Raw genomic sequence first — 25,444 nt, forward strand, 5'->3', positions numbered from 1 at the left:
GCCCTCTACTTTAGGTCCAGAAATTAAATGTACAACTAATCACTAATAGTTATGAAAAAAGGAATTTTACAATTGGTGGCAGCCGTTGCTGTAAGCGTAGGTGCCTATGGCCAAACCACAGTTTGGAATCCTGCGGCAAACCCTGATGGTACGGGCAATTGGAATGAAGCTGCCAACTGGACAGAAGGTATCCCAAATCCAGGATCTGGTAAGGCTGTATTTAATGTAGAAGATGCTGCACCATGTCTGATCACTGACACTCAGGAGGTATTCCAAATGGTTGCTGGTGACAATGGTATCGCTAGCGAAATTGTCATAAAGAATGGAGGAACACTCACTACCGGAGATGTATGGAGTGGTATTGGGTACAACAATGTGGCGACCGTAACAGTAGAAACTGGTGGTTCCTTGACATTTGGTCAGCATATGTGGGTTGGATTTCTGGCTGGTGCTGAGGGCACTGTAAATGTTGCCGGTGGTACGGTAAGCGTAGTAGCTATGACTGGTCTTGGCTGGGAAGGTGGAATCGGTAAAGTTTACGTTTCTGACGGACTGCTGGATCTAGCCAATATCAATGCCACAGATATGAAGTCAATCGGAGAAGGGTCACTTATTGACGTATCTGGTGGTGGACTGATTACCATCAATGGCAATAGACTAGCACACACAGGTGAAGACAATGTGGACTATGAAGATCAGCTGAAGCCTTTCATTGAGGCTGGAAGACTCACCGCTCTTGGTGGAAACGGTGACGTGATCTACTGGTACAACGCAGAAGCTGATGAGACCTACATCGTAGCACCTACGCTGGTAGAGTCTACTTTCCCTGCGGACGCGTCTACGGAAGTATCCAGAGATGCAGACATACAAATTGTCTTTACCAAAGCAATGGATCAGGCAAGCGTATCGGACAATATCACGATTACACCGGCTATCGACAACCAGGCGATGGGATGGTCTACAAGTGGCGATACACTGACGATTTCTGGTGACCTAAAAGATGGGGTGACGTACGCTATCTCTGTGAGCAAGTCGGCCAAGGATATTTACGGATACGGTTTGGCGTTTGACGAATCACTTTCTTTTACTATCGAAGGAGACGTGCTGCTCAATTCTGATCAGAACATTCAGGAGCAATTGGTAGCATACCCGAACCCAACAGTAGACTTCTTCTCATTCAACAAAGGTTTGGCCTCAGAAGTAAAGGTTTTTGATGCTACAGGTCGTCTAATGCTGCAAGAGTACAACGTGTCTAAAGTAAACGTTCAAAATCTTCAGTCAGGTACTTACCTGGTAAAAGCGATTGTGAATGGTGATGCATTCACTGGCCGTATTCTGGTCAAATAAATCGAATATCCGTTGGACGCTTGTGATTCCTTTTGATTCATGACCGCCACCAACCTTAACCAATATTGATAAATCAAAGCCGTGTTTGTCCTGCGTGCAGGAGGGTAGACCGGCGATCAAAACCATAGAAATCATGAAATACTTTTTGAAACTTTCTACATACATGCTTGTGCTGGCATTGCTTGCAAGCTGCAACTCATCGGGCTCAGATGAGCCGTCACCACTGATTGGCAAAGCCGAGATCCTTACTTCAGGACAGGCTACACTTTCTTCTGTAAGCATTCCCAATGGTAGCAATGTGACCAGCTGGACAGGCTTTACTATTCAGTTTACCGGAGATGAAAACGGTGGTACTTATACCACGAATGCAGAAGCAGATCTTTATCAAACTGCCGTTTGGAAAAAGTCTGGTACCTGGGCGTTTGGTGATGAGGAAGGTGCAGTAATTATCAGAGATGGTAATACTGCAGAGCCTATAACTGTAACCAAACTGTCAGAAACATCTGTTGAAATTGAATTTGCCATGACCACCGCACTTTCTAGCGGCCGAGTAGATGTAGTAGAAGGCCCCTGGGTCTTCACATTCAATTTTTAATATTTTTTCATAGTCGTTTACATCGGTTGATAAAGCTGTCACATACGTGGCAGCTTTTTTATTTACACTGAATCTACTTCCTGTCACTCGTTGCAATTGACACCTACAGGAAGACACTTACCATGCTCATGTGGTAAGATAAACGGCAGGACCCCTGGCGAGCAGATCTGCTCGTTTTCCTAGGTCCTAAAGTGGTCAAAATAGGACGTTCACTCATCCTCTGGCTTTATTCAATTACGTCCTTCCTATGGCGTGAAGGCGATGTTCCAAGATAACTACTAGTTGTAAGCATTAGGAAATAGAATTCTCATTTCCAGTATTGCAAAAAAATGCAATATACCTACCGATTAATTAAGAATTCACTTGCTATTAAGTTGATATTAAGTCATTGATTTTAAGATTACTAAAAGGCTAAAAGCCATAAAAAATTTAGCTGAATTGATCGCCTTGCAAGGTGTGTGAAAGAGGACGCAAATCTAATAGTGGCCGGAAAACTCAAGGACTCGCTCAGGCGCACTTCAATGAAAAGAGCTAGTTAATACGGCTGGTCAATTTCGCAGCGGTATTTCTGAATTTATTCTTTAAACCTAAAAAAAGAAAAACATGAAAACATAACCACACAGGAATTCAGGATCCATAGGATCTCTACTAACAAAGGATAAATCAATTTCTAACCATTAATTCAATATTATGATGAAAAAATTATATCTAACCCTAATAGCGGTTTTGTGCGTGTTCGGATTGCACGCCCAAAATGAGCTCACGAACAAAGTCATGATGGGGTATCAAGGATGGTTTCTGGCCCAATCGGATAGCTCTACGCCCAATGAATGGCGTCATTGGTTCAACAGTGCAGGGCGAACAGACCCTTCGGCTGCCAATATTGGCGTGGACATGTGGCCAGATATGTCGGAGTACACAGTTACACATAATACCAACATGACGTATTCGGATGGTTCCAATGCGGCATTGTTTTCCTCGCATGACTTGAGTACTACACGCAAGCACTTTGAATGGATGAGTGATTATAATGTGCATGGGGTCTATTTGCAACGCTTTTTAGGTGAAGTCCAGGACAATCGATTCTTCCAGGTCCGAAACGATGTATTGGAAAATGTAATCGCAGCGTCTACAGAATATGGTCGTAAGTTTTCAATCATGTATGATATATCTGGAGTAGCGGATGATGGCACCATGCTCAGCAAAATCACGGATGACTGGGAATATTTAATTGATACATTTGACATACTCAATGCTCCTGAATATGTACATCAGGATGGCAAACCCGTCATTGCCATTTGGGGGATTGGTTTTAAAAATCGCGGCCTTACCACAGCCACCATGCAGTCGATCATCGATTATTTTAGAAATACACACGGCATGTATGTGGTAGGAGGCGTACCTAGTGGCTGGAGGACACTTTCAAACGATTCAGAAACAGGCAGTGCCTGGACCAGCGTTTATCAATCACTAGACATGATTTCTCCGTGGACTGTAGGGCGATATGGATTCAGTGGTGTGGACAGCTGGAAGACGAGCAAAATTGTGCCCGACCTGAGTGATTGCAACTCCCGAGGGAAGGATTATATGCCAGTGATCTGGCCGGGGTTTTCCTGGCTCAACCTTCATGGGGGTGCATTCAATCAGCACCCAAGGTATGGAGGCGATTTTTACTGGAAGCAGGCCTACAATGCAATAGATGCTGGTTCGGACTTTATCTATGTGGCCATGTTTGATGAGGTGGATGAAGGTACGGCTATGTTTAAAATTGCCGAAACAGAAGCTGACTTGCCCACTCAACTTACTTCCACACTGGTGACACTGGATGAGGATGGAGTGAGCTTGCCCAGCGATTGGTATTTGCAGTTGGCAGATGAAACACAAAAAATGCTGGACGGTACTACAGGGATAAGTAGTACGATTCCTATTACTCCATCCACTGCCAATGGTAATGGGGCATCCTTCGTTTCACAAAGTGTTCCTACCACGTTAACAGAAGGGGCGTCATTTACAGCCACCATTACCATGAAAAATACAGGGAGCACCACCTGGACAAAATCAAACCTATACAAGTTGGGAAGTCAAAACCCTCAGGATAACACCACTTGGGGTAGTACCCGTATAGAGTTGCAACCCAGTGAAAGTGTAGCGCCCGGCGCTCAGGTAACTTTCACGCTAAATGGTACCGCTCCCGCCAGTGCAGGAACCTATAATTTTCAGTGGAAAATGGTACAGGACAATGTGGAGTGGTTCGGTGCAACCACTGATAATTTGGTGATTACAGTTGGGAATATCGACTATCTGGATGATTGTGAAGCCTTAACGGGCTGGGGCTCTTCCCAGTCGCTATCGCTGAGCACTGACAGTCAGCAAGGTACAAATAGTCTTCAGTTTACCGGCTCCACAGAAATGGAATTCCAAAAAGCTTTTAGCCCGGCATACAATGGAAATGTCAGTCAGTCAGATGCTATTTTAAGGTTTTGGTACTATGTCTCAGATGCTTCCAAATTTACCGGTGTAAATCAGGTAGAGTTAGGCAGTGGCGGTCAGGCTGATACGGATGAGTTCAATTGGGCTTTGCCGACTTTAGTAAATGGCTGGAATTTGATAGATCTAAATATCAGTGCTGCAAACCAGATAGGCACGCCGGACATCAATGCAATTGACTGGTTCCGTCTCTATAATTTCAAGTCAGCTTCTGTAACTACCCGTTTAGATGCTATTCAACTAATCGACCCAAATCAATCAAACAACATGCTCGATGATTGTGATGCCCTGACCGATTGGGGAACAGCAGGGTCAAATAGCTTATCATTAGATGGTACCACCCTAAAGCAGGGAAGTGCTAGTATTCAAATGAGCGGATCTGGCACAAATGAATTTCAGAAAGCATTTGCTACGGCTTACAATTCTGGCCTTACAGCATCCAATGCGCGATTAGAGTTCTGGTATTATGTGTCTGACCCATCAAATATGAGCACATCCAATAACCAGGTAGAGATCGGTAGTGGAGGGGTGGCTGATGTAAATGAGTACCACTGGAAGCTTTCAAGCTTTACTACAGGATGGAATTTCATCAGCCTGGATGTGAGTGCTGCAAGTACGACAGGTGGTACCCCAGACCTGAACGCGATTAATTGGTTCAGGATATATAATGCCAAATCCGGATCGGTCACCAATAGAATTGATGAGATCAAACTAGTGAATAATGGAGGGGCACGTGCTACGAATATCCATGAAGGAGGACAATTGAATGATCCAAAAGTCACCGTTTATCCTAATCCTGCTAGTGAGTTCATCACCATCGATTTGGGAATACCTCAGGAGCAGCAGGTGCACGCGTCAGTGTATAATCTCGCAGGGGTACGCTTATTAACTCATGATTTTGAACAGACTGACACGTCAAAGTGGAGGCTCCCCATTGAGGGATTAGAGCCCGGGATTCATGTCTTGGAAATCAAAGTTGGGGCTCAAAGGATAGTTAGACGATTCTTTATAAAATAACCAAATAAGAGCTTGCGGAAGCCTACATGACCAGGCTTCCGCATTCTCTTCAATTTTATCCTGCGTTCATTAAAGAACGAGTCTACAGGAAGGTTGAAAGGGGTTAAATCTCACTACCCTTCACAAATTCATCAAAGGGAACATCGAAAGCTTCCCCATAGAGTAGCTCATATTCCTTTTCATAGCTTTCATAGCACTTCTTGGCCAGCGCAAATTTCTTCTTGGCATTCAGATATCTTACCTTGATCGACAGGGCATCCTGATTGATGATGTCGTGCTGGAAGATGCTATCGGCTATGTCCAGCTGAATGTCCGCATCGTGTGGGTTTACACGGCTATTGGTGATGAGATAATCTACGATCTTATTGGACAGTTTCGCTTTATAGCCATCCACCCAGTCGAGTTCCAGCGAAGGGAGTATGTTTCCCCTTTTAATGAGCCCGAGAAGAGCCGGAGTGATTGGGCGTTGTTCTTCCAGGCATTCGATGAGGTAGCCATAGTCAAAAAAGACCTCCTCGTCAAACGTGATTTGCCATTTGTCACTGGTACTTTTGATGGTGATGTCTCCCACACTTTCCAGTAAGTCTCGAAGTTTTTTGATGTTTACATTTCGGTTATTTCGAGCGCTGTTTTGTGACTTGTCACTCCACAAGGCTTCCCAGATAAAATTACTTGGCACCCCTTTGCCCTTATTGCTGGAGTAGAGCAGGAGCATGGTCAGCAAGGTTCTCAGCGTACTGCTAAACTTCTCACTGATTTCATTTCCTTGTTTGTCCAATACCTGAAAACCACCCAGAAAGAGGATGGCGCTTTTCTTATCATCGAAATCTTTCGGTGGCTCCACCACTGGGAGAGGCGCTGGAGCTGCATGTTCTTCTACAGGATTTGCCGGTGCATCAACGCTGGTCTTTCTGCGCCTTTTACGTATCCAAAACATCACCACTACAAGTAACGCCGACCCACCCAAGATCGACCATAATATAGAATAGGGGAAGGGCTTGCTTTGTATGATTTCTGACGAGTGTAGGGGTGGAAAATCGAGGGTATAAAAGGAAATGTCATATCCCTGCTGGCCACCACTCAAAATTACTGCGGTCAGCTCATTGGTTTTTTTGTTGAGTAGCAAGTCCACATAGGAGTTGGTATCCAAAAAATCCAAATCGATCGAATCCTCAAAAACCTCTTTTTCGCCAGTGAATAAGTCATAGGCTTCCAATACAGCCTTGGAGTTAAACTTATCTCTCGGGTAGCGCAGTACATAAAAGAGCGAATCGGACTCACCAAATACCAGAGAATTAGAAAATACATTGCCGCCGGCTTCCTCCTCCAGCGTCCAGAGTTCTTTTGCGGATTGTTGCTCCAGGTCGAGCTCATACAGGTTATGAAAAGATCGGGCACCGTATTCCTGGCTGCCGTTTTTACTACCATACCCACCAAATACGTACGTTTTGCCCTGACTATTCTGCCCTAAGGCACTGAGGTAGCGTGGCTCAATATCAGATACAATCGTTTTTTGTCCTGCGCTATCAAAAACCAACAATTCATTGTTGTAAGTATAGTGCCCATAACCACCAAAAAACACGACTTTACCATCCTGGGTTTTTACTTTGTTGGCGTGCCAGTGGGAGGTAGGTATCACGAAGTTTGAGTTGACCTCATAAAATTCTTTTCGCTCAAGGCTAAGCTTATTGATCGACATGGAGTCCAGGTCATAGCACCAGATTTCATGCAGGTCTTTCATGTACATGCTCGCCTGATTGAACGGGAGGGCGACGGATTGGGCAAGAGTATCCGTTTTGGATACATCCGTTGCCATATTGTAGCTGGTGATGTATTCCGGAGAGATTACATAGAAGGTCTCCTCCTGATCAAATACCACCTGAGGTCTTCCCGTGAAGGAAAGTGTGTTCTTCAGTTGCCATCTTACATGGCGGTCCACCATCCAGTTAGGGTTGGTGGCCTCTGCCACGTGTGCACCCAACTCATCGAAGCACTTCGAACCGCGGTATTTGACGAGTGGCCAGTGCCGCACGGTATCGCCGTTTACTTCAAAGGTCACCTCGCGAAGATTCAGCGGTGGTACATCGCTGGTCGTATATTTACCAAGCATGTTTTTGCCAAAGGCTACCAGAGCCTTTTCCAATTCAAAATCGAGCGTCTTGCGCTTTTCTTTACCATCCAACGACAGGGCGATGTAGTGCTCTCGTGGAGAGATGGTGAGCTCACATAAAATCCACTTATTAGGTTGTAGGCCTATTTCTTCGAACGAAAAAGATACCGCCGTGGCAGAATCCCCAAGAATCAGGTTTAGGTCATCAAATTTGGAGTTGTAGGGGCTGGAGATCAGGTCGATGTTGTTGTCATCAGATCCGATAATACGAAAAATATGCCCATACGCTTGAAACTCCCTCCAATAGCTGAAGTAGAAGCTCATTTTAAAGTGACCACCCATCGGTAGTGCACGGTCAGGAGTGAAGTTGATACCCGTGCGGTTATCCTTTATCTCTTCATATGAGTTGAATTTCAACCCCCCTTTGATGTCGCTACCCTTCAGATCGATCACTAACAGCGACCAAAGAATAAAAGTGAAAGAGAAAACTCTCAATATCCGTTTTGTCATACCCTTTGCCTTGGTTGTCTGGATAATAGGTTTTGGTAAAATTTAAATAAGGATAGTGAGTCTAAAGCAACTCGTGAGTAAAGCGCATGTTCAAGGGCTGGTCGGTTTTAGAGTCGTTCATGTCTGTTCCAAATGTTTTTAGTTAGGTACATATAGGTGTGATGCAAAAACCACGCTTCTCGACGGTGTGAATTGCAACTTAATCAAAGTAAAAGAACTCTGGTTAAAAGCAGATTAATTTCAAATTAAAGGAATTCCAATTGTATTAGAAGATTACTAATCATCAAGTGAGATTTCGCTCATTATTTTCGATTTCCTGCAAAAATAGATGCTTTGTTGAAAATTTTTTGATCCATCGGTAAATCAATTGTCAGCAAGAGTGTGGCCATTTGATAGCCAAAATGTCTCCTCAGATTTGTTAGCAAAAATCTCGGGATTTGATATCGGTTAAGTTGAAGTTAACCACTAATTAATCCCGCCCCGATAAATTGAGCACTTCCAAATATTCTAAAAATGATGTTCCATCGACAAACGAAGCTGGATCGATTTTCGACCCGACTTACGTGTCGGTTCAATTTTTTTAAACAGCTAAAAATGAATACGAAAAAGTTAGCCCTTGGAATCGGTACTATCTGGATGAGCATGCTACTCCTCACTTCTGGTTGTGGTTCGAGATCTGCTGAAAGACCTACAGTGGAGCCAGTAGATTATGTAGATCCATATATAGGGAATATCAGTCATTTGCTGGTGCCTACTTACCCCACCATTCATCTGCCCAACAGTATGCTGAGGTTATATCCTGAGCGACGTGATTTTACTGGAGATATGCTAAAGGGACTGCCATCTGTAGTGACCGGTCACCGTCGCGGGTCTGCGTTTCATATCAGTCCTTTTCAGGGAGATAAAAGTAAACTTCGCCCGGTGGTTAACTACAGCTATGACCTGGAGGAAATCAAACCCTATGCTTACAGTGTATATTTAGATGAAGCCCTGATCAATGTCGATTTTGGGGTTTCGCATCAGTCGGCGATGTATGCTTTTGAGTTTGAGAAAGAGGAACCTGTTTCATTGGTGCTTAACTCCCTGAATGGGGCTGTGAAGTGGGACGGAGAGGCTTTTTCGGGTTATCAGCTAATTGAAAACAACACCAAAATTTACCTCTACCTAAAGCCAGCCGCACAACCAAAAGCAGTAAATGCGCTGGTGGGAGGTAAGCTGGTAGATGCACAGGAAGCTAGCGGTCGGAATGCCTGCCTGGTACTGGATTATGGTACGGATATTTCTGCGTTAGAGCTGCAGTACGGCATCTCCTTTATTGATGAAGCTCAGGCTCGCCAAAACATGGAACGCGAAGTTGTGGGGAAATCGCTTGCCGAAATTCAGTCAATAGGGCGCGATTTATGGAATCAGACCCTGGGTAAAATATCCGTTTCTGGCACTGATGAAGACGCCAAGAAGGTGTTTTACACTTCACTCTATCGAACTTTTGAGCGGCCAGTGTGCCTTTCGGAAGACGGTCGCTACTACAGTGCGTTTGATGGGACTATACATCAGGACAATGGACGTCCGTTTTACACTGATGACTGGATTTGGGACTCATACCGTGCCCATCATCCTTTAAATGTCTTGATAGATTCGGAAAAGGAAAACGACATCTTGCATTCGTTTATCCTCATGGCTGAGCAAATGGACAATATGTGGATGCCTACTTTTCCGGAGGTAAGCGGAGATAGTCGTCGGATGAACTCCAACCATGCCGTAGCCTCGGTAATCGACGCGTATCGGAAAGGCCTGCGCGGGTTCGATCTCGAAAAAGCATTTTTAGCTTGTAAAGGTGCCATTACCGAAAAGACCCTTGCTCCCTGGTCTGGGATGCCTGCTGGTGAGCTCGATCAATTTTATAAAGACGAGGGCTATTTTCCTGCACTGCCTGAAGGCGTGGAGGAGACCGTGCCAGAAGTGCATGGATTCGAGAGCAGACAACCTGTGGCAGTGACACTAGGTACGTCGTATGACGAATGGTGCCTGGCACAGATAGCGAAGGAGTTGGACAGAGAAGAAGACTATAAAAAGCACCTCGAAAATTCATACAACTACCGCAACCTGTTTCATGCCCAAACCCACTTTTTTCATCCTAAAGACGCTCAGGGCAACTTCATAGAGCCGTTTGATTATCGCTTTTCGGGTGGAATGGGAGCTCGTAAGTTTTATGGCGAAAACAATGGGTGGGTATACCGATGGGATGTACAGCACAACGTCAGTGACCTGGTCGGACTCATGGGCGGCCCCGAGCAGTTCGTAGCAAACCTCAATGCTACCTTCAATGAGCCGCTAGGCAGAAGCAAATATGGGTTTTATGCCCAACTTCCAGATCATACTGGAAACGTAGGACAGTTTTCGATGGCTAACGAGCCGTCCTTGCATGTGCCTTATCTCTACAACTATGCCGGGCAACCCTGGAAAACACAAAAGCGAATCCGTACGCTGATGGATCAGTGGTTTAGAAATGATCTGATGGGTGTGCCTGGAGATGAAGATGGTGGCGGCATGACCTCCTTTGTGGTCTTCTCTCAGCTCGGCTTTTATCCGGTGACCCCTGGCCTGGCCATGTACAACATAGGTTCACCAGAATTTGAAAAAGCATCCATCACGCTACCCAATGGCAAAACGTTTACCATCACGGCTGAAAATTATGCTCCAGAGCACAAGTACATACAATCAGCTACGCTCAACGGTGCTCCGCTGGATCAGCCGTACTTCTGGCACGATGACATCAGAGACGGTGGGGAGCTCACAGTGGTGATGGGATCAAAGGCCAACTTCGAGTGGGGAGCCAACCAGGCCCCGCCTTCAGGAGTGAGCAACGAGGAATTTCAGCAGCTGGATTTGTAAAAAAACAACAGGTTTTCTACTCCCAACATTAGATAAGTCGATATGATAAAAAATAGCTTTTTAGGTGCCGTACTATTGACACTAAGCTGGTGTGTACTGGCACAAAGCTCAAAACACACCAGCAGTCCCAGGTTTACATCTTACAAAGGGCTGGTGATGGCCGGATATCAGGGGTGGTTTAGAGCACCCGGAGATGGGTCGGGGCGCGGATGGGGGCATTATGGCAAAGGCAGTGCGTTTGATGCTCAAAACAATACGATCGATTTTTGGCCAGATGTAAGTGATTATAAGAAAACATACGAAACGCCATTTGTAGCTGCCGATGGTAAAAAGGCCAGGGTATTCAGTTCAGTAGATAAAAGCACGACAGACCTACACTTTAGCTGGATGAAGCAATATGAGGTAGATGGTGTCTTTATGCAGCGTTTTTTCAATGTGGCCCGGCGATATGATGAACCTAAAAAGAGTGAAGACATTATTTTGGCGAATGCAGTAAAAGCCGCCGAATCCAATGACAGGGCCATTGCGGTCATGTATGACCTGTCAGGTCTGAGAGCCGATGGTGAGGACTGCTCGGCTGTCATAGAGGACTGGAAGCGCCTGGTGGATGGGCTTCAGGTAACACAAAGTACTAATTACCTGCATCATAATGGGAAGCCACTAGTCGCTATTTGGGGATTGGGTTTTCCAGACAGACCCTACGACATCCGTAAGATTGGCATCAATCGCCTCATCGACTTTTTGAAGAATGATCCGGTCTATGGGGGGTGCACGGTAATGCTTGGCGTGCCTACCTACTTTCGTGAGCTTGACAAGGATTGTCTGCCAGATCCTTACTTGCACGAGGTGATTGCTTCGGCCGATATTGTATTGCCCTGGATGGTGCAGCGCTTTACGCCATTGCTGCACCAGGACGAAATCCGCTATCGTGACCATGTGATGGCAGACATTCGGTGGTGTGCAGAGCGCGGCGTGGATTATGTGCCTTTGGTCTATCCCGGCTTCAGCTGGCACAACCTCTCCAAAAGCAATCCCGGACTGGCGCGTCATACGGCATATGGAGCCATTCCACGTGTAGGTGGTAAGTTTTACTGGGACCTCATGTACAATGCCATTCTGGCGGGGGCAGAGATGATCTATGTCGCCATGTTTGATGAGATAGACGAGGGCACAGCCATTATACCTGTGAGTGATACACCTCCTAATAGCGAGGATGCACATTTCGTTTCTAATGATGGCGTAGCGCCAGATCATTACCTCAAGCTAACCGGCTGGGGTGCCAAAATGCTCCGGAAAGAAGTACCACTTAGCTCGGAAATGCCGGTAAACTAATTGGATTCATCCCAAGCTAAATAGTTCATTTAAAATCAACTAAATCAGATGCTTAGAATCTCAGCGATAATTATTTTTTGCGCCACATTGGTGGGGTGTGGTATGTCTGAAGTACAATCAGGAGAAGAGTCAACGAGGTATTCCATTCAGGATTTCGGAGTACTGCCCGACAATAGTCCAGAAGTAAATAAGACGAACCTGCAAAAAGCCATCGACTGGGCTTCACCACGCGGTGCGGCCTTGTGGGTGGAGCCGGCAGACAAGCCTTACGCGGTTGCAGGGGGATTGGTGCTTAAAGACAATGTGTCCTTAATAGGCGTACATGGCCCAACACCGAGGGCTACTGTACACCCAGAAGATAAAGTGCCCGTAGGTAGTGTATTTGCTATTACGGATGAGGAAAATGCTTTCCTTACGGTAAAAACCAGTACGCAGATCAAAGGAATCCAGTTTTGGTACCCGAATCAGACCATTACGGATCCAAATGCAATCATCGCTTATCCACCTACCATCAAGGTGGCACAGGATCAGCGCGTGGAGGGTGTCTTTCTCTCTTGTCTGAGTTTTTATGGTGAATACCTGCCGTTTGACTTTACGGCTAGCGCCAACTACGCCTGCGAGCTCATGACGTTTGAGCACTGCTATGGCTATCCGCTCAGTGGGGAGTTTATCAAAATGGACTATGTATATGATGTGCCCAGGGTGCTCCACTGTCATGTAAACCCCGGATCTCAGCGATGGCTGGGAGGTCAGTACAGCAAAGAAGTGGTAGATGCGGTGATTCAGAAAAAGACCTATGCTTATACCATCAACCATACAGACAATGCGCAGCTGATTGACCTCTTCACATTTGGGACGTACGGCGGTATTTTGCTAGGTGATGAGTCGTACGGTCAGCTCACCAACTTCAATTTTGACTGTGTTGCGGTTGGTATTTTGAAACAAGGTAGTAATACCAAAAACCGGAACTGGCAGATTGCTCAGGGGTCTATTATAGCGAATACCGGGGAGCCGCTAGCAAACATACATCCCATTATTATTGAAGGGCAGGGACATACGTCTCTCAGTAATGTAGAGGCTTTTTCTGGGGGTAATGCGGCATTGTCCACCGTACCCGAAAATATGTCTCAAGACTTTATTTTGGTAAGGGGTGATCAGAAGCTCACCGTGTCAGTATGGGGTAGCCGAATGCGCAATTATTTCAGTGAAAGTCCGATCACATTGGAAAATGATCAGGCAATGGTGCATTTTGCAGGCTGTATCGATAAAGATGAAAAATTCTTTAATCGTGTGTATCAATAAGATTTAACCCCAATTAAAGTCATGTTTAAAAGCACATTTACCATTTCATTCGTTTTAACACTACTTTTTTCCAGCCCATTGGTGCAGGCTCAAAATTCACCAGACCTTGTCGATTATGTAAACCCACTCATGGGCACGGACTCAGAGTTTAGCTTATCTAATGGAAACACCTATCCGGCAATAGCTACGCCCTGGGGCATGAACTTCTGGACACCCATGACCGCTCCGATGGGTGATGGCTGGACTTACAAATATGATGATTACAAGATCAGAGGGATCAAACAGACCCATCAGCCAAGTCCGTGGATCAATGATTACGCAGCGTTTTCGCTGATGGCCGTCACAGGTGAACTCAAATTTGAGGAAGAATCGCGCGCATCATGGTTTTCACATAAGGCCGAAACGGTGCAGCCACATTTTTACAAAGTATACCTGGCAGACTATGACGTAGTAGCTGAGGTGACACCAACCGAGCGTGCCGCACACTTTCGCTTTACGTTTCCTGAAACTGATTCTGCATACCTGATGTTGGATGCGTTTTTTCAGGGGTCGTATGTCAAAATCATTCCTGAAGAAAGACGCATTATTGGTTATTGCCGCAACAACCATGGAGGTGTTCCCTTCAATTTTCATAATTACTTCGTTGCAGAGTTTGATAAGGACTTTGAGCTGACACATACCTGGACTGACGACTGGACGCTTCAGCCAAACAGCACGGAGCGAGAAGCCGATCATGTGGGCGCCATCGTAGGTTTCAAAACCAAAAGAGGGGAGCAGGTGCATGTAAAAGTGGCATCTTCTTTTATCAGCCCGGAACAAGCACAGCTGAATCTGGATCGTGAGATCGGAGGTGATACTTTCGAGCAAACCAAAGCCAAGGCAAGAGCCTCGTGGCAAAAGGAACTTTCACGCATCCAGGTGACAGGCAGCAATCAGGATCACCTAAAGACTTTCTACTCGTGTTTGTATCGTGTTTTGCTGTTCCCAAGGAAGTTTTATGAGCTTGATGCAAATAATCAGGTGGTGCATTATAGCCCCTACAATGGAAAGGTAGTGCCGGGCTACATGTTTACGGACAATGGCTTTTGGGATACCTTTCGTGCAGTTTTTCCCTTTTTCAACCTCATGTATGGAGAACTCACTACACAGATCATGGAGGGGCTGGCCAACACTTACAAAGAGTCTGGATGGCTGCCAGAGTGGGCAAGTCCTGGCCACCGCGATTGCATGATAGGATCCAATTCGGCACCAATCATTGTGGATGCCTACCTCAAAGGAAACGTAGCAGAACAAGATGTAGCCACACTTTGGGAGGCTATGCTTAAAAACGCTGATATAGAGGAAGGAAGGCCGCATGCATCTGTGGGGCGTGAAGGGGTGGACTACTACAACAAGCTCGGTTATGTGCCTTATGATGTGAATATTAGGGAGAATACCGCTCGTACGCTGGAGTATGCATTTGCTGATTTTGCATTGGCCAAAATGGCCGATGAGCTGGAAAAGAAAAAGCTGGCTAAGCGTTTTTACAAGCAAGCGCAAAACTATCGCAACGTATTCGATCCGTCTACCAATCTGATGCGTGGGAAAAATGAGGACGGCACCTTTCAGTCACCATTCAACCCGCTGAAATGGGGTGATGCTTTCACTGAGGGCAACAGCTTGCACTATACCTGGTCGGTGTTTCATGATGTGCAGGGCCTAGTTGATCTGATGGGTGGCACCGAAGCGTTCGAAGCTCAGCTTGATGGCGTATTTACCATGCCTCCAGATTTTGATGAGTCATACTATGGGCAGGTAATTCATGAGATCCGTGAAATGCAGATTGTCAACATGGGCAACTATGCACATGGAAACCAGCCTATTCAGCACATGATCTATCTCTACAACCATGCCGGTGCACCACAAAAGGCGCAAGAAAAAGTGAGAGATGTACTGACGAAACTCTATGCACCTACTCCCGATGGCTACTGTGGTGACGAGGACAATGGGCAGACATCTGCCTGGTATGTCTTTAGCGCTATGGGTTTTTATCCCGTGACGCCTACCAGCGACGAGTATGTGCTGGGAAGTCCGTTGTTTGATGAAGTAAAACTGAGCCTGGAAAATGGCGAAACGTTCACCATCACAGCGGAAGACAATGGAAATCAAAGCCCTTATGTATCTGCTAAATCACTAAATGGAATTCCTTACACTCCCTTGTACTTGAAATTTGAGGATATCCAGAAGGGTGGAGAATTTAAGTTCCAAATGAGCGATTCACCGGAGCCATTCACTGGCGGTTCGGAGGATTTGCCTTATTCCTGGAGCCGCAAACCAAAATAAAATCGATAAAGAGTTAATGAACCGTTCCCAACTAAGTCTATTTTTTCTACTAATGATCACGGGAGCCTGGGCTCAGGATGTGACGCAGTATGTTGATCCCACGATTGGCAATGTTGCTCGCTTCCTGGTGCCCACATATCCTACCGCGCACCTGCCCAATCAAATGATTCGTGCTTACCCTGAAAAAGGAGATTATCTCACGGATCAAGTGAAGAGTTTTCCCCTTCAGATTGCCGGGCACAGAAATCAGGGGCTATTTCAGTTCAAAGTCCTGAAGGGTACATACTCGGAGAGATCGCTGGACCATCGCATGGTGATCGATCATGATTTACAGGAAGTTCATCCCTGGGCCTATGCCACCTACTTGATTGAGGATGAGCTGTGGGTACGCTTTGCTCCGGGTAGGAAAGCTGCAATATATCAGTTTGAAACTCAGAAGCAGGAGCCCCTCCATTGGGTGATAAGCGGTAGCGGTGATTTGTCGGCCACATTAAAAGGAAATGTTCTTAAGCTTCGAGACAAAATCAGGTATACCACCCGAGGTACATCGCCTGAGCATCGGGTGATGGACGTCTTTGCCCACGTGGTACTCACTGACGAATACGGAAAAGCCCTCAAAGACCTGAAGCTGGATGTCGTTGATAATCGATACATCCTTTCAGTAGCAAATGCGTCGCATGTGCAGATGAAGTATGGGATTTCATATATCAGTGCTAAGCAGGCCGCCTTCAATTATGGACAGGAGCTCGCCAATGCACAGTTGGAAGGCCTGGCAGCAGCGGGTAAGGAAATATGGCAAAATACCCTGGGACAAATCCAGGTGACTGGCGGTAGCGATGCACAGCGGCGGACGTTTTACACTGCGCTTTATCGGACGTATGAACGGATGGTCGATATCAATGAGTATGGTCAGTACTACAGTGGGTATGATGATCAGGTACATCAAAGCGAGCGGCCCTTTTATGTAGACGACTGGGTGTGGGATACGTATTTGGCACAGCATCCTTTGCGCACCATACTGAATCCACAACTAGAAGGGGATATGCTGCATTCCTATACCGAAATGTATCGCCAGAGTGGCTGGATGCCTACTTTTCCGCAGGTGTATGGCAACCATCTATGCATGAATGCTTACCACAGCTCAGCCATATTTTTAGATGGCTATCGAAAGGGAATCAGAAATTATGAGGTAAGTAAGGCTTATGAGGGCATAAAGAAAAACCTGACCCAGGGCACCTTCATTCCATGGCGACAAGGCATCTCTCGTAGATCAATCGATGATTTTTACCATCAAAAAGGTTACTTCCCAGCTCTGGCGATTGGTCAGGAGGAGTCTGATCCCATGATGGATGGGTTTGAAAAACGACAGCCTGTACCGGTTACGCTGGGTATTAGCTATGATTTTTGGGCAATGACACAACTGGCGGAAGAGCTTGGCATCCAACAGGATGTGCGTGCTTTTGCCGACAAGGCCAATGACTATAAGAACCTCTGGCACCCAGAGCATCGTTTGTTTATGCCCAAAGATGAAAGTGGGGCATGGGTGCCGATCGATCCCAAATTGGACGGAGGTCTGGGTTATCGTGAGTACTATGATGAAAACAATGGCTGGACCTACGCCTGGGATGTCAAACATGACATTGATGGACTTGTTGAGTTACTGGGAGGTAAGCAAGCAGCAGAGGATCGGTTAGATCAGCTGTTTAGAGAACCGCTGGGCATCCGAAAGTCACAGTTTTACGTCAATGGATCCAATTCCACGGGTATGGTTGGGCAGTTTTCGATGGGCAATGAGCCGTCCTTCCATATTCCTTACCTGTATAATTACTTCGGAGCTCCCTGGAAAACACAAAAACGCACCCGCTTTCTTCTGGATGTTTGGTTTAAGGACAACATTTTCGGCATACCCGGAGACGAAGATGGTGGAGGCATGACGGCCTTTGTTGTTTTCACTTCTATGGGCATTTATCCGGTTACTCCTGGAGTACCTCAGTACGCTATTACGAGTCCTGTTTTTGAGAAAGTTATTATCAACCTGACCAATGGTAAGCAGTTTACCATCATTGCAGAAGGAGCCAGCCAGAAGAATAAATACATTCAGCGTGCTTTCCTTAATGGGAAAGAGATTTTCACGCCATTTATCAGTCACGAGGAGATTATGTCCGGAGCCACTTTAGAGTTAGAGCTTGCGGCTTATCCCAACAAAAACTGGGGGAAATGAAAGCTTTAAGTGGACTTTATCTTTTAGCAATATTATGGCTATTGGTTAGCTGTACTGCACAGCAAGATCCAAATCCGCCTGTGAATGTCGTGCTCATCCTTACTGATGATCTGGGCTATGGAGACATTTCCTGTTACAGTGACTCTGCCGTGCATACGCCGGCAATCGATCGACTCGCCAAAGAAGGAGTGAAATTTACCGACTTCTACGTACCCACGCCGTATTGTGCACCTTCTCGTGCCACGTTGCTTACCGGCAGGTTTCCGCTACGTCATGGGCTGATCCTAAACCCCACACCCGATGCGGGAATAGATGACGTAGGGTTGGCTACCAATGAATATACGCTCGGTGAGGACCTTCAAGCTATTGGCTACCAAACGGCATTGATAGGGAAGTGGCACCTGGGGCACCTAGCAGAATACTACCCGGTTAGGCATGGGTTTGATCAGTACCTGGGCATACTTTACTCCAATGATATGCGCCCTGTGCAGCTGATGGCCAACGATGGAGATACGGTAGCATATCCCGTGGATCAGCGTACCCTCACACAACGCTACACGCAGGAGGCGGTGGGTTTTATTCGCCAAAATCAAAACCGCCCCTTTTTCCTGATGCTAAGCCATGCCATGCCACATAAGCCACTGGCTGCGTCCAGAGACTTTTACACACCGGAAACTCCCGATGACCTCTACAGTGATGTCATCCGCGAGCTGGACTGGTCCGTAAGCCAGGTAATGGCAGAGCTGGAAGCACGAGCGCTGTTAGAAAATACCATCGTCATTTTTATGTCTGATAATGGCCCATGGTATGGAGGAAGCACAGGTGGGTTGAAAGGCATGAAAGCCACCACCTGGGAGGGAGGCATTCGCGTGCCCTTCATCGTCTATTATCCTAAGCAATTCGAGCCCACTGTGGTGGAAACACCCTGCTGGTCTCCCGATGTGTTTGCCACTTTGCGAGCCTTGACCAATAGTAAGTCACCGCTACCGAACCCAATAGACGGGGTAGACCTCACGGGCTTGATGACCGGTGAGCACAATGACCATCCTCCGGTCTTTAGTATGCACGGCGATCAGGTGACTTCTGTTCGTCAGGGAGCATACAAGCTGTTTTTGCGAAAATCTCACCGACAACAGCTACCCGTAGACTGGGTAGACCCGCGCGGACCAGATGGTACCACCATATTAGCCCCATTGGAACAGGCGGGAACGGAAGACTACCCGGGAGTAATTCCTGATATACCTGCCCGTGCCATTCAGCTCTACGATCTCACTAGCGACCCAACCGAGTCAAAGAATCTCGCGGTTCAAATGCCTGAAAAGGTGGCAGCCATGAAAAAGCTTTATGAAGACTACTTAAAATCAATGCAATGAGTATGATGATAAAATGGAAACGAGCTTTCAAATCCATGATAAGTATAATAGCTATCAGTTTTTGCGGTGTCCTCTGGGCACAGCCTGACGGGGCTGGATACGACGCTCCCGATCAGGCAGTATGGCATGCACCCTCCAAATCCTGGTTTGTCTCCAATCTGGGAGGGGGGATTTCGCTTGAGCGTGATAGCAATGGCTGGATTTCACGCACCGATGAGGAAGGTAATGTCATTGACCCCTTCTGGATAGGGAAAGAAGAAGGCATGCATGCGCCTTCAGGAATGATCATCACGGATGAGTACCTATACGCCTGTGATCGCGATGGAGTACACCAAATATCGATCAGTCAGCAAAAGATCATAGCTTTTTACGAACTCCCAGGTGGGGAGTTTATCAATGATATCGCTATGGCTGAGAATGGGGATTTGTACGTTTCTGATTTTTTTGGGAATCGAATCTATAAAATAGCAGCCCAGTCGCGCAGCGTGGAGGTTTGGCTGGAGACAGATGACCTGCAAACTCCAGATGGATTGTACATGGAGAAAGATAAGCTCATAGTGGCTGCCTGGGGGCCGTTGAGTACACCGGGCACATTCGAAACTTCACGCCCGGGAGATCTCTTGAGCATTGACTTGAAGACTAAGGAAATCAGCACGCTAGTACCCGAAGTTGGCAACCTGGAAGGCATTACGAAGGTGGGAAAGTATTACTTTATTACCGATTGGGCTGCCGGAAAACTATTGCAGGTAGATCCCCGGAAAAAGAGCGTCACTACGCTTTTGTCAGGGCTTTCGCATCCCACTGATCCGGGATATTCGGCCGAGCGGAAGGTTCTGGCTTTTCCTCAGCACGGTACCAATCAGGTACTTTTTCTCGATGTGTCTAACGTGAAGTAATCAGCATACAAACCAAACGATCTAACATACTTATGAATACTAGAAAATTGCTATTGATGCTGCTAATTTGCAGCATCGGTGAACTAGCCATTTCCCAATCCTGGGAGCCACTTTTCAACGGTAAAAACCTACAGGGTTGGGAGTCGAATGGAGGAGCGGCCAAATATCACGTGGCTGATGGCAGCATTGTTGGGATTACTCAGCCCAATACCCCCAACACGTTTTTGTGTACCAAAAAAAACTATGGCGATTTTATTTTGGAGCTTGAAGTATATCTCTCCGATCGCGTGAATTCAGGCATACAGTTTCGCAGCGCTTTGAAACCGGCAAGCCAGACGGTCTATGGATATCAATGTGAGCTAGACCCTTCGCAGCGTAGCTGGTCTGGCGGGATTTACGATGAGTCACGCCGCGGGTGGCTGTATCCTTTGAGTAGAAATGAGCCAGCCAAGGAGGCATTTCTGCTGTCGGCCTGGAATACGGTGCGAATAGAATGCATCGGTCAGGAGATCAATACTTTTGTCAACGGCATCCATGCCAGCCGGCTGGTAGATGACCTGTCAGATGAAGGGTTTATTGGTCTGCAGGTACATGCTATTGATCGGGAAGCCGATGCAGGCAAAGAAATCCGCTGGAAAAATATACGGATACTGACCGAAGACCTGGAAAAGTATAAAACGCCACTCGACCCTAGAGTACCTGAGATTAGCTATCTGAAAAACGAGCTTACCGAATGGGAGCGTGACCATGGGTTTCGCTTACTCTGGGATGGTAAAACCAGCAATGGTTGGAGAGGAGCCAAACTCGAAGCGTTTCCAGAGAGTGGTTGGGAAATCAAAGATGGTGTCTTGACGGTGCTTGCTACGGATGGTGGTGAGTCCACGGGCCCTGGTGATATTGTAACCACCAAAATGTACAGTGACTTTGAGCTGGAGCTCAAATTTAAAATTTCTAAAGGCGCTAATAGTGGAATCAAATACCTGGTAGATCCTACGCTCAACAAAGGTGCGGGCTCTGCGATCGGCTGTGAGTTTCAGATACTTGATGATGCCAATCATCCGGATGCGAAAATGGGCGTAAAGGGAAACAGAACGGTTGGTGCACTTTATGATTTGATAGCCCCGAAGAACTTGCAAACCCCCTGGAGGAAGAAATCTTTCAATGCCGAGGGCTGGAATACGGCTCGGATCGTTTCCCGAGACGGGAATGTCACCCATTGGCTAAATAATGAGCTAATCGTATCGTATGACAGATTTTCACACATGTTCGAAGCGCTGGTTAATTATAGCAAATACAAGAACTGGGAGCAGTTTGGCCGGTGGGCGGAAGGTAGTATCCTCCTACAGGATCATGGCAACGAAGTGTCTTTTCACAGCATTAAAATACGAGAATTCTAAAAGAGAAAATCAATGACCTCTAGAAGACAATTTATCAAAAAAAGCAGTCTGGCTACTGTGGGGATGGCATCAGCCTTATCCATGAAAGCCAGCTCCTACACACAAATACTCGGTGCCAATGACCGCATACATATTTGCCTGATGGGGTTGGGGCGCAGGGCTCCGGCTTATCTCCCGAGTTTGGCACCGGAGTTTAACACGCGATTGTCCTGGCTATGTGATGTGAAGCAAAGCCAGATTGATAATTTGGCTGGCAAGCTCGCAGGTATCATTGACTATACGCCGGGTAGCACTGATGACATTCGCAAAGTGCTGGATGATAAAAAAGTAGATGTGATCTTCAATGCCACACCTGATCACTGGCATGCGCCGGGTACCATCATGGCCCTGGATGCCGGTAAGCACGTGTATGTAGAAAAGCCATGTGCTCACAACCCGAGAGAAGCCGAAGTAATGGTCCAGAAGCAAAAGGACACTGGCCTCATAGTGCAAATGGGTAACCAACAGCGCTCATCGGATCATACCATAGCCATCATCAACGAAATCCATCAAGGAGAGATCGGCAAGCCCTACAAAGCGGTGGCTTTTTACTCCAACCAACGCGGCAAGGTGCCCCAGCAAGTAAAGCAGGCGCCACCAGCAGACCTCAACTGGGACCTATTTCAAGGACCTGCTCCTCGTCAGGAGTATTTTCATGATATCTGGAACTACAATTGGCACTGGTATGGATGGAAATGGGGTACGGCAGAAACGGGGAACAACGCCATTCACGAATTGGACATTGCCCGGTGGGCATTGCAGGTGGATTACCCCGATCGCGTATCGGTAGAGGCCCATAAGCAGCACTATCAGGACGATGGCTGGGAGATGTATGATACCATGTATGCCACCTTCGATTTTGAGCAAAACATGTCCATCGTTTGGGATGGGAAAAGCCGTAATGCATACCCTACCTACGGTGCAGATCGTGGTACCATTATCTATGGTACCGAAGGGAGTGTGTTTGTCAATCGCTCGCATTACAAATTATTCGACCGGTCGGGCAAGCTGGTGCGATCGAGTGAAGAAACCAACGAAAGCGGCACCGCACTGGGTGGAGGTGGCTCTACGTCCACAGCGCATGTGAGCAACTTTTTTGAGACGATCAGAGGAAAACAGCAACTCAATGCACCCATCGCTGATGGAGCAATCAGTAATCACATGGCGCTTATGGCAAATGTGGCCTATCGAATTGGTCATTCCTTTGAAATGGACAATAAAACCGGCCAAGCCTATGATCGCGATGCGATGGCTCTCTGGTCGAGAACTTACGAACCAGGCTGGGAGATCTAGTATGTGGAGCTCAATGAAAAACGTCTGGTTGATCATCAGCCTGTTGGCTGGGATGGTGGCTTGTGACGCTCCAGAGGTAGGCGGTATAACCACCTCATGGCCCATCAGCAGTTACAACTTTGGAGGTATGCAAGGCATGCCCGTGCAAGAGCAGGTGGCATTATTGAGGTCTTCAGGCTATGACGGTCTTATTTTACGGGTGGCTACTCCTGAAAATTTTGAGGAGTTACCACAGTTTTTAGATGAAACAGACCAGCATGCAGATTTTACCGTCCATGCGGCATTTGTTCGGTACAACTTTGAGGAAAGCCTTCGGCGCGAGCGATGGATTGAGGTAGTAGACCAAATTGCTCACCGCAATATGCAGCTCTGGGTGATTTTCGGTAAGAAAGAAGCCGGCTATGATGATGAGTTCATCGAGGAAAAGCTGCGAGAGATCAATGATTATGCGCTTGCAAGAGGAGTAGAAGTGATTTTGTATCCACATAGTAGCACCTATTATGAATCCGTGGAGGAAGCCGCACCGATGGTACAAAAAATCGGGAGTTCAAACCTGAAAACAGCACTACACCTCTACCATGAAGTACGTGCTGGAAATGGCCATCGGATTCATGAGGTGATTCGTGGTACTTTAGGTCTATTGGGTGCTGTTACTCTAGCGGGTACTGATTCCGTAGCAGACTACAGTTCGCCGCTTGCCAGGGATACGTCCACCATCAAACCGATAGGTCTGGGGACATTCGATGTGCGAGCATTTCTCGACACGCTGCAGCAGTATGACTATGAAGGCGTATTGGGTGTGATGAATTTTAGCATCAAAGCGTCTCCTGCTGAATACCTGCCACATTCCAGGAAATTGATCAAATCCTACACCTCCTCTGATAAATAACTTATTTTAAAGCATTCAATTACCTAATCTGATGAATAGAAAATTAATCATAGCATCCATTACCGCCTCGTTGGCGGGCTTTCTTTTTGGTTTTGATACGGTGGTAATCTCCGGGGCAAACCTTCCGATCAAACAACTGTGGAATACTTCCGAGTGGTTTCATGGCACGTTTATCATGTCCATGGCCTTGTGGGGTACGGTGGTAGGCGCACTGTTCGCAGGACTACCCACCGATAAGCTGGGACGAAAGACCACTCTGGTTTGGATTGGAGTTTTATACTTTGTTTCGGCCATGGGATCTGCACTGGCTCAAGACCCGTATTCCTTTTCGTTTTTCCGCTTCATTGGTGGTGTAGGCGTGGGGATTTCGTCCATTGCGGCACCTACTTATATTTCGGAGATTTCGTCTGCCAACAACCGCGGTAGACTGGGCATCTTGTATCAGTTCAACCTCGTTTTTGGAATTCTCGTGGCCTTTATCTCTAATTACCTGCTCCAGGGAGTAGGAGGTGCTAGCGACTGGCGCTGGATGCTTGGGGTAGAGGCTATTCCGGCATTGGTCTACACGCTTATGGTTCTGGGTGTACCCCAAAGTCCTCGTTGGTTGGTGATTTATAAAAACAATGTAGCCAAAGCTCGTCAGGTGTTGCTCGAGCTTACGCGCTCTAAAGAAGAGGCAGATAGCATGCTGTCAGCCATTCAGACGGATCATCAAAACACGCAGCATGACAAGTCGTCTGTTTTTTCACGGAAGTACAAGCGTTCGCTGTTGCTGGCTTTTTTGATTGCCTTCTTCAATCAGCTATCCGGCATCAACTTCATTCTTTACTATGCTCCAGAAATCCTTCAAAAGGCCGGCTTTGGATCATCTGATTCCTTGCTTAGCTCCATATCAATCGGAATTGTCAACCTGCTCTTTACCTTCGTGGGCATGGTGCTGATCGATCGGGCAGGCCGAAAGCAACTGATGTACATCGGCTCACTAGGCTACATTATCAGCCTGTTTATGGTTGCCTATGGATTTTATGTGGGGTCCGGAGCGATGTTTAAGCTAGTCTTCATTTTGATGTTTATTGCTTCACATGCTATTGGACAGGGCTCTGTGATTTGGATTTTTATTTCAGAAATATTCCCCAACAGAGTGCGAGCTTATGGTCAGGCATGGGGTTCGGGTACCCATTGGGTGTTTGCGGCCTTGATCACACTATTTGGCTCGGTATTGATCAATTCCTTCGAACCGTGGTTTGTATTTGTCTTTTTCGGTGTGTTTATGATCCTACAGCTATTGTACACGCATTTTCTCATGCCCGAAACAAAAGGCAAAAGCCTGGAGCAGCTGGAACAAGAGCTGATCAAGGAGTAGTTGTCTAAATAAACAAAAAAAGGGAGACCATCTGGTCACCCTTTTTGATTGCAATAATT

15 protein-coding genes are annotated in these 25,444 nt (G+C 46.7%); 14 read left to right on the top strand and 1 reads right to left on the bottom strand.

Translation table 11 applies throughout. The annotated features are described in order from the left end of the window. Positions 1-51 precede the first annotated feature (51 nt). The 3 genes from C7460_RS17685 (at position 52) to C7460_RS17695 (ending at position 5,446) form a co-directional block, all read left to right on the top strand. Positions 52-1,347: an Ig-like domain-containing protein gene (locus C7460_RS17685; RefSeq protein ID WP_115869465.1), complete on the top strand. Its 1,296-nt coding sequence runs from the start codon at positions 52-54 to the stop codon at positions 1,345-1,347. A 133-nt stretch (positions 1,348-1,480) separates the two neighbouring features. Next, positions 1,481-1,942, top strand: a complete 462-nt coding sequence (locus C7460_RS17690; protein ID WP_147303007.1) for a hypothetical protein — start codon at positions 1,481-1,483, stop codon at positions 1,940-1,942. A 690-nt stretch (positions 1,943-2,632) separates the two neighbouring features. Beyond that, positions 2,633-5,446: an NBR1-Ig-like domain-containing protein gene (locus C7460_RS17695; protein ID WP_115869467.1), complete on the top strand. Its 2,814-nt coding sequence runs from the start codon at positions 2,633-2,635 to the stop codon at positions 5,444-5,446. 103 nt (positions 5,447-5,549) lie between these two features. Here the strand turns inward: C7460_RS17695 and C7460_RS17700 are convergent, their stop codons facing one another. Further along, positions 5,550-8,066, bottom strand: coding sequence for a Kelch repeat-containing protein (locus C7460_RS17700; RefSeq protein ID WP_147303008.1), 2,517 nt, complete (start codon positions 8,064-8,066; stop codon positions 5,550-5,552). A 594-nt stretch (positions 8,067-8,660) separates the two neighbouring features. Here C7460_RS17700 and C7460_RS17705 point away from each other — a divergent pair. Genes C7460_RS17705 through C7460_RS17755 form a run of 11 tightly spaced genes read left to right on the top strand, consistent with a single transcriptional unit; the run spans position 8,661 to position 25,385 of the window. Next, a complete protein-coding gene (locus C7460_RS17705) occupies positions 8,661-10,958 on the top strand; it encodes a GH92 family glycosyl hydrolase (RefSeq protein ID WP_245986443.1) in 2,298 nt (765 codons plus the stop codon). Between the two features lie 42 nt (positions 10,959-11,000). After that, entirely contained in the window at positions 11,001-12,290 is a 1,290-nt protein-coding gene (locus tag C7460_RS17710; protein ID WP_115869469.1) for a glycoside hydrolase family 71/99-like protein, read from the top strand. Between the two features lie 48 nt (positions 12,291-12,338). Then, entirely contained in the window at positions 12,339-13,592 is a 1,254-nt protein-coding gene (locus C7460_RS17715) for a hypothetical protein (protein WP_221409569.1), read from the top strand. Between the two features lie 21 nt (positions 13,593-13,613). Beyond that, positions 13,614-15,914 (top strand): GH92 family glycosyl hydrolase, encoded by a 2,301-nt coding sequence (locus C7460_RS17720; protein ID WP_115869471.1) that lies wholly within the window; start codon positions 13,614-13,616, stop codon positions 15,912-15,914. A gap of 16 nt (positions 15,915-15,930) precedes the next feature. Continuing rightward, positions 15,931-18,135, top strand: coding sequence for a GH92 family glycosyl hydrolase (locus C7460_RS17725; RefSeq protein WP_115869472.1), 2,205 nt, complete (start codon positions 15,931-15,933; stop codon positions 18,133-18,135). Further along, positions 18,132-19,508, top strand: coding sequence for a sulfatase-like hydrolase/transferase (locus C7460_RS17730; protein WP_115869473.1), 1,377 nt, complete (start codon positions 18,132-18,134; stop codon positions 19,506-19,508). Before C7460_RS17725 ends, C7460_RS17730 begins: the two co-directional genes overlap by 4 nt. Positions 19,509-19,543: 35 nt before the next feature. Further along, on the top strand, positions 19,544-20,404 hold the full coding sequence (locus tag C7460_RS17735) for an NHL repeat-containing protein (protein WP_147303009.1): 861 nt from the start codon (positions 19,544-19,546) through the stop codon (positions 20,402-20,404). 32 nt (positions 20,405-20,436) lie between these two features. Next, positions 20,437-21,801: a 3-keto-disaccharide hydrolase gene (locus C7460_RS17740; RefSeq protein ID WP_115869475.1), complete on the top strand. Its 1,365-nt coding sequence runs from the start codon at positions 20,437-20,439 to the stop codon at positions 21,799-21,801. A gap of 12 nt (positions 21,802-21,813) precedes the next feature. Then, positions 21,814-23,133 (top strand): Gfo/Idh/MocA family protein, encoded by a 1,320-nt coding sequence (locus C7460_RS17745; protein WP_115869476.1) that lies wholly within the window; start codon positions 21,814-21,816, stop codon positions 23,131-23,133. Between the two features lie 13 nt (positions 23,134-23,146). Further along, positions 23,147-24,022 carry a sugar phosphate isomerase/epimerase family protein gene (locus C7460_RS17750; protein ID WP_170148086.1) on the top strand — a complete coding sequence of 292 codons (876 nt, stop codon included), beginning with the start codon at positions 23,147-23,149 and terminating at the stop codon, positions 24,020-24,022. A 31-nt stretch (positions 24,023-24,053) separates the two neighbouring features. After that, positions 24,054-25,385 (top strand): sugar porter family MFS transporter, encoded by a 1,332-nt coding sequence (locus C7460_RS17755; protein WP_115869478.1) that lies wholly within the window; start codon positions 24,054-24,056, stop codon positions 25,383-25,385. Positions 25,386-25,444 lie beyond the last annotated feature (59 nt).

Origin of the sequence: Marinoscillum furvescens DSM 4134, assembly GCF_003386095.1 — a bacterium.
Taxonomy (GTDB): domain Bacteria; phylum Bacteroidota; class Bacteroidia; order Cytophagales; family Cyclobacteriaceae; genus Marinoscillum; species Marinoscillum furvescens.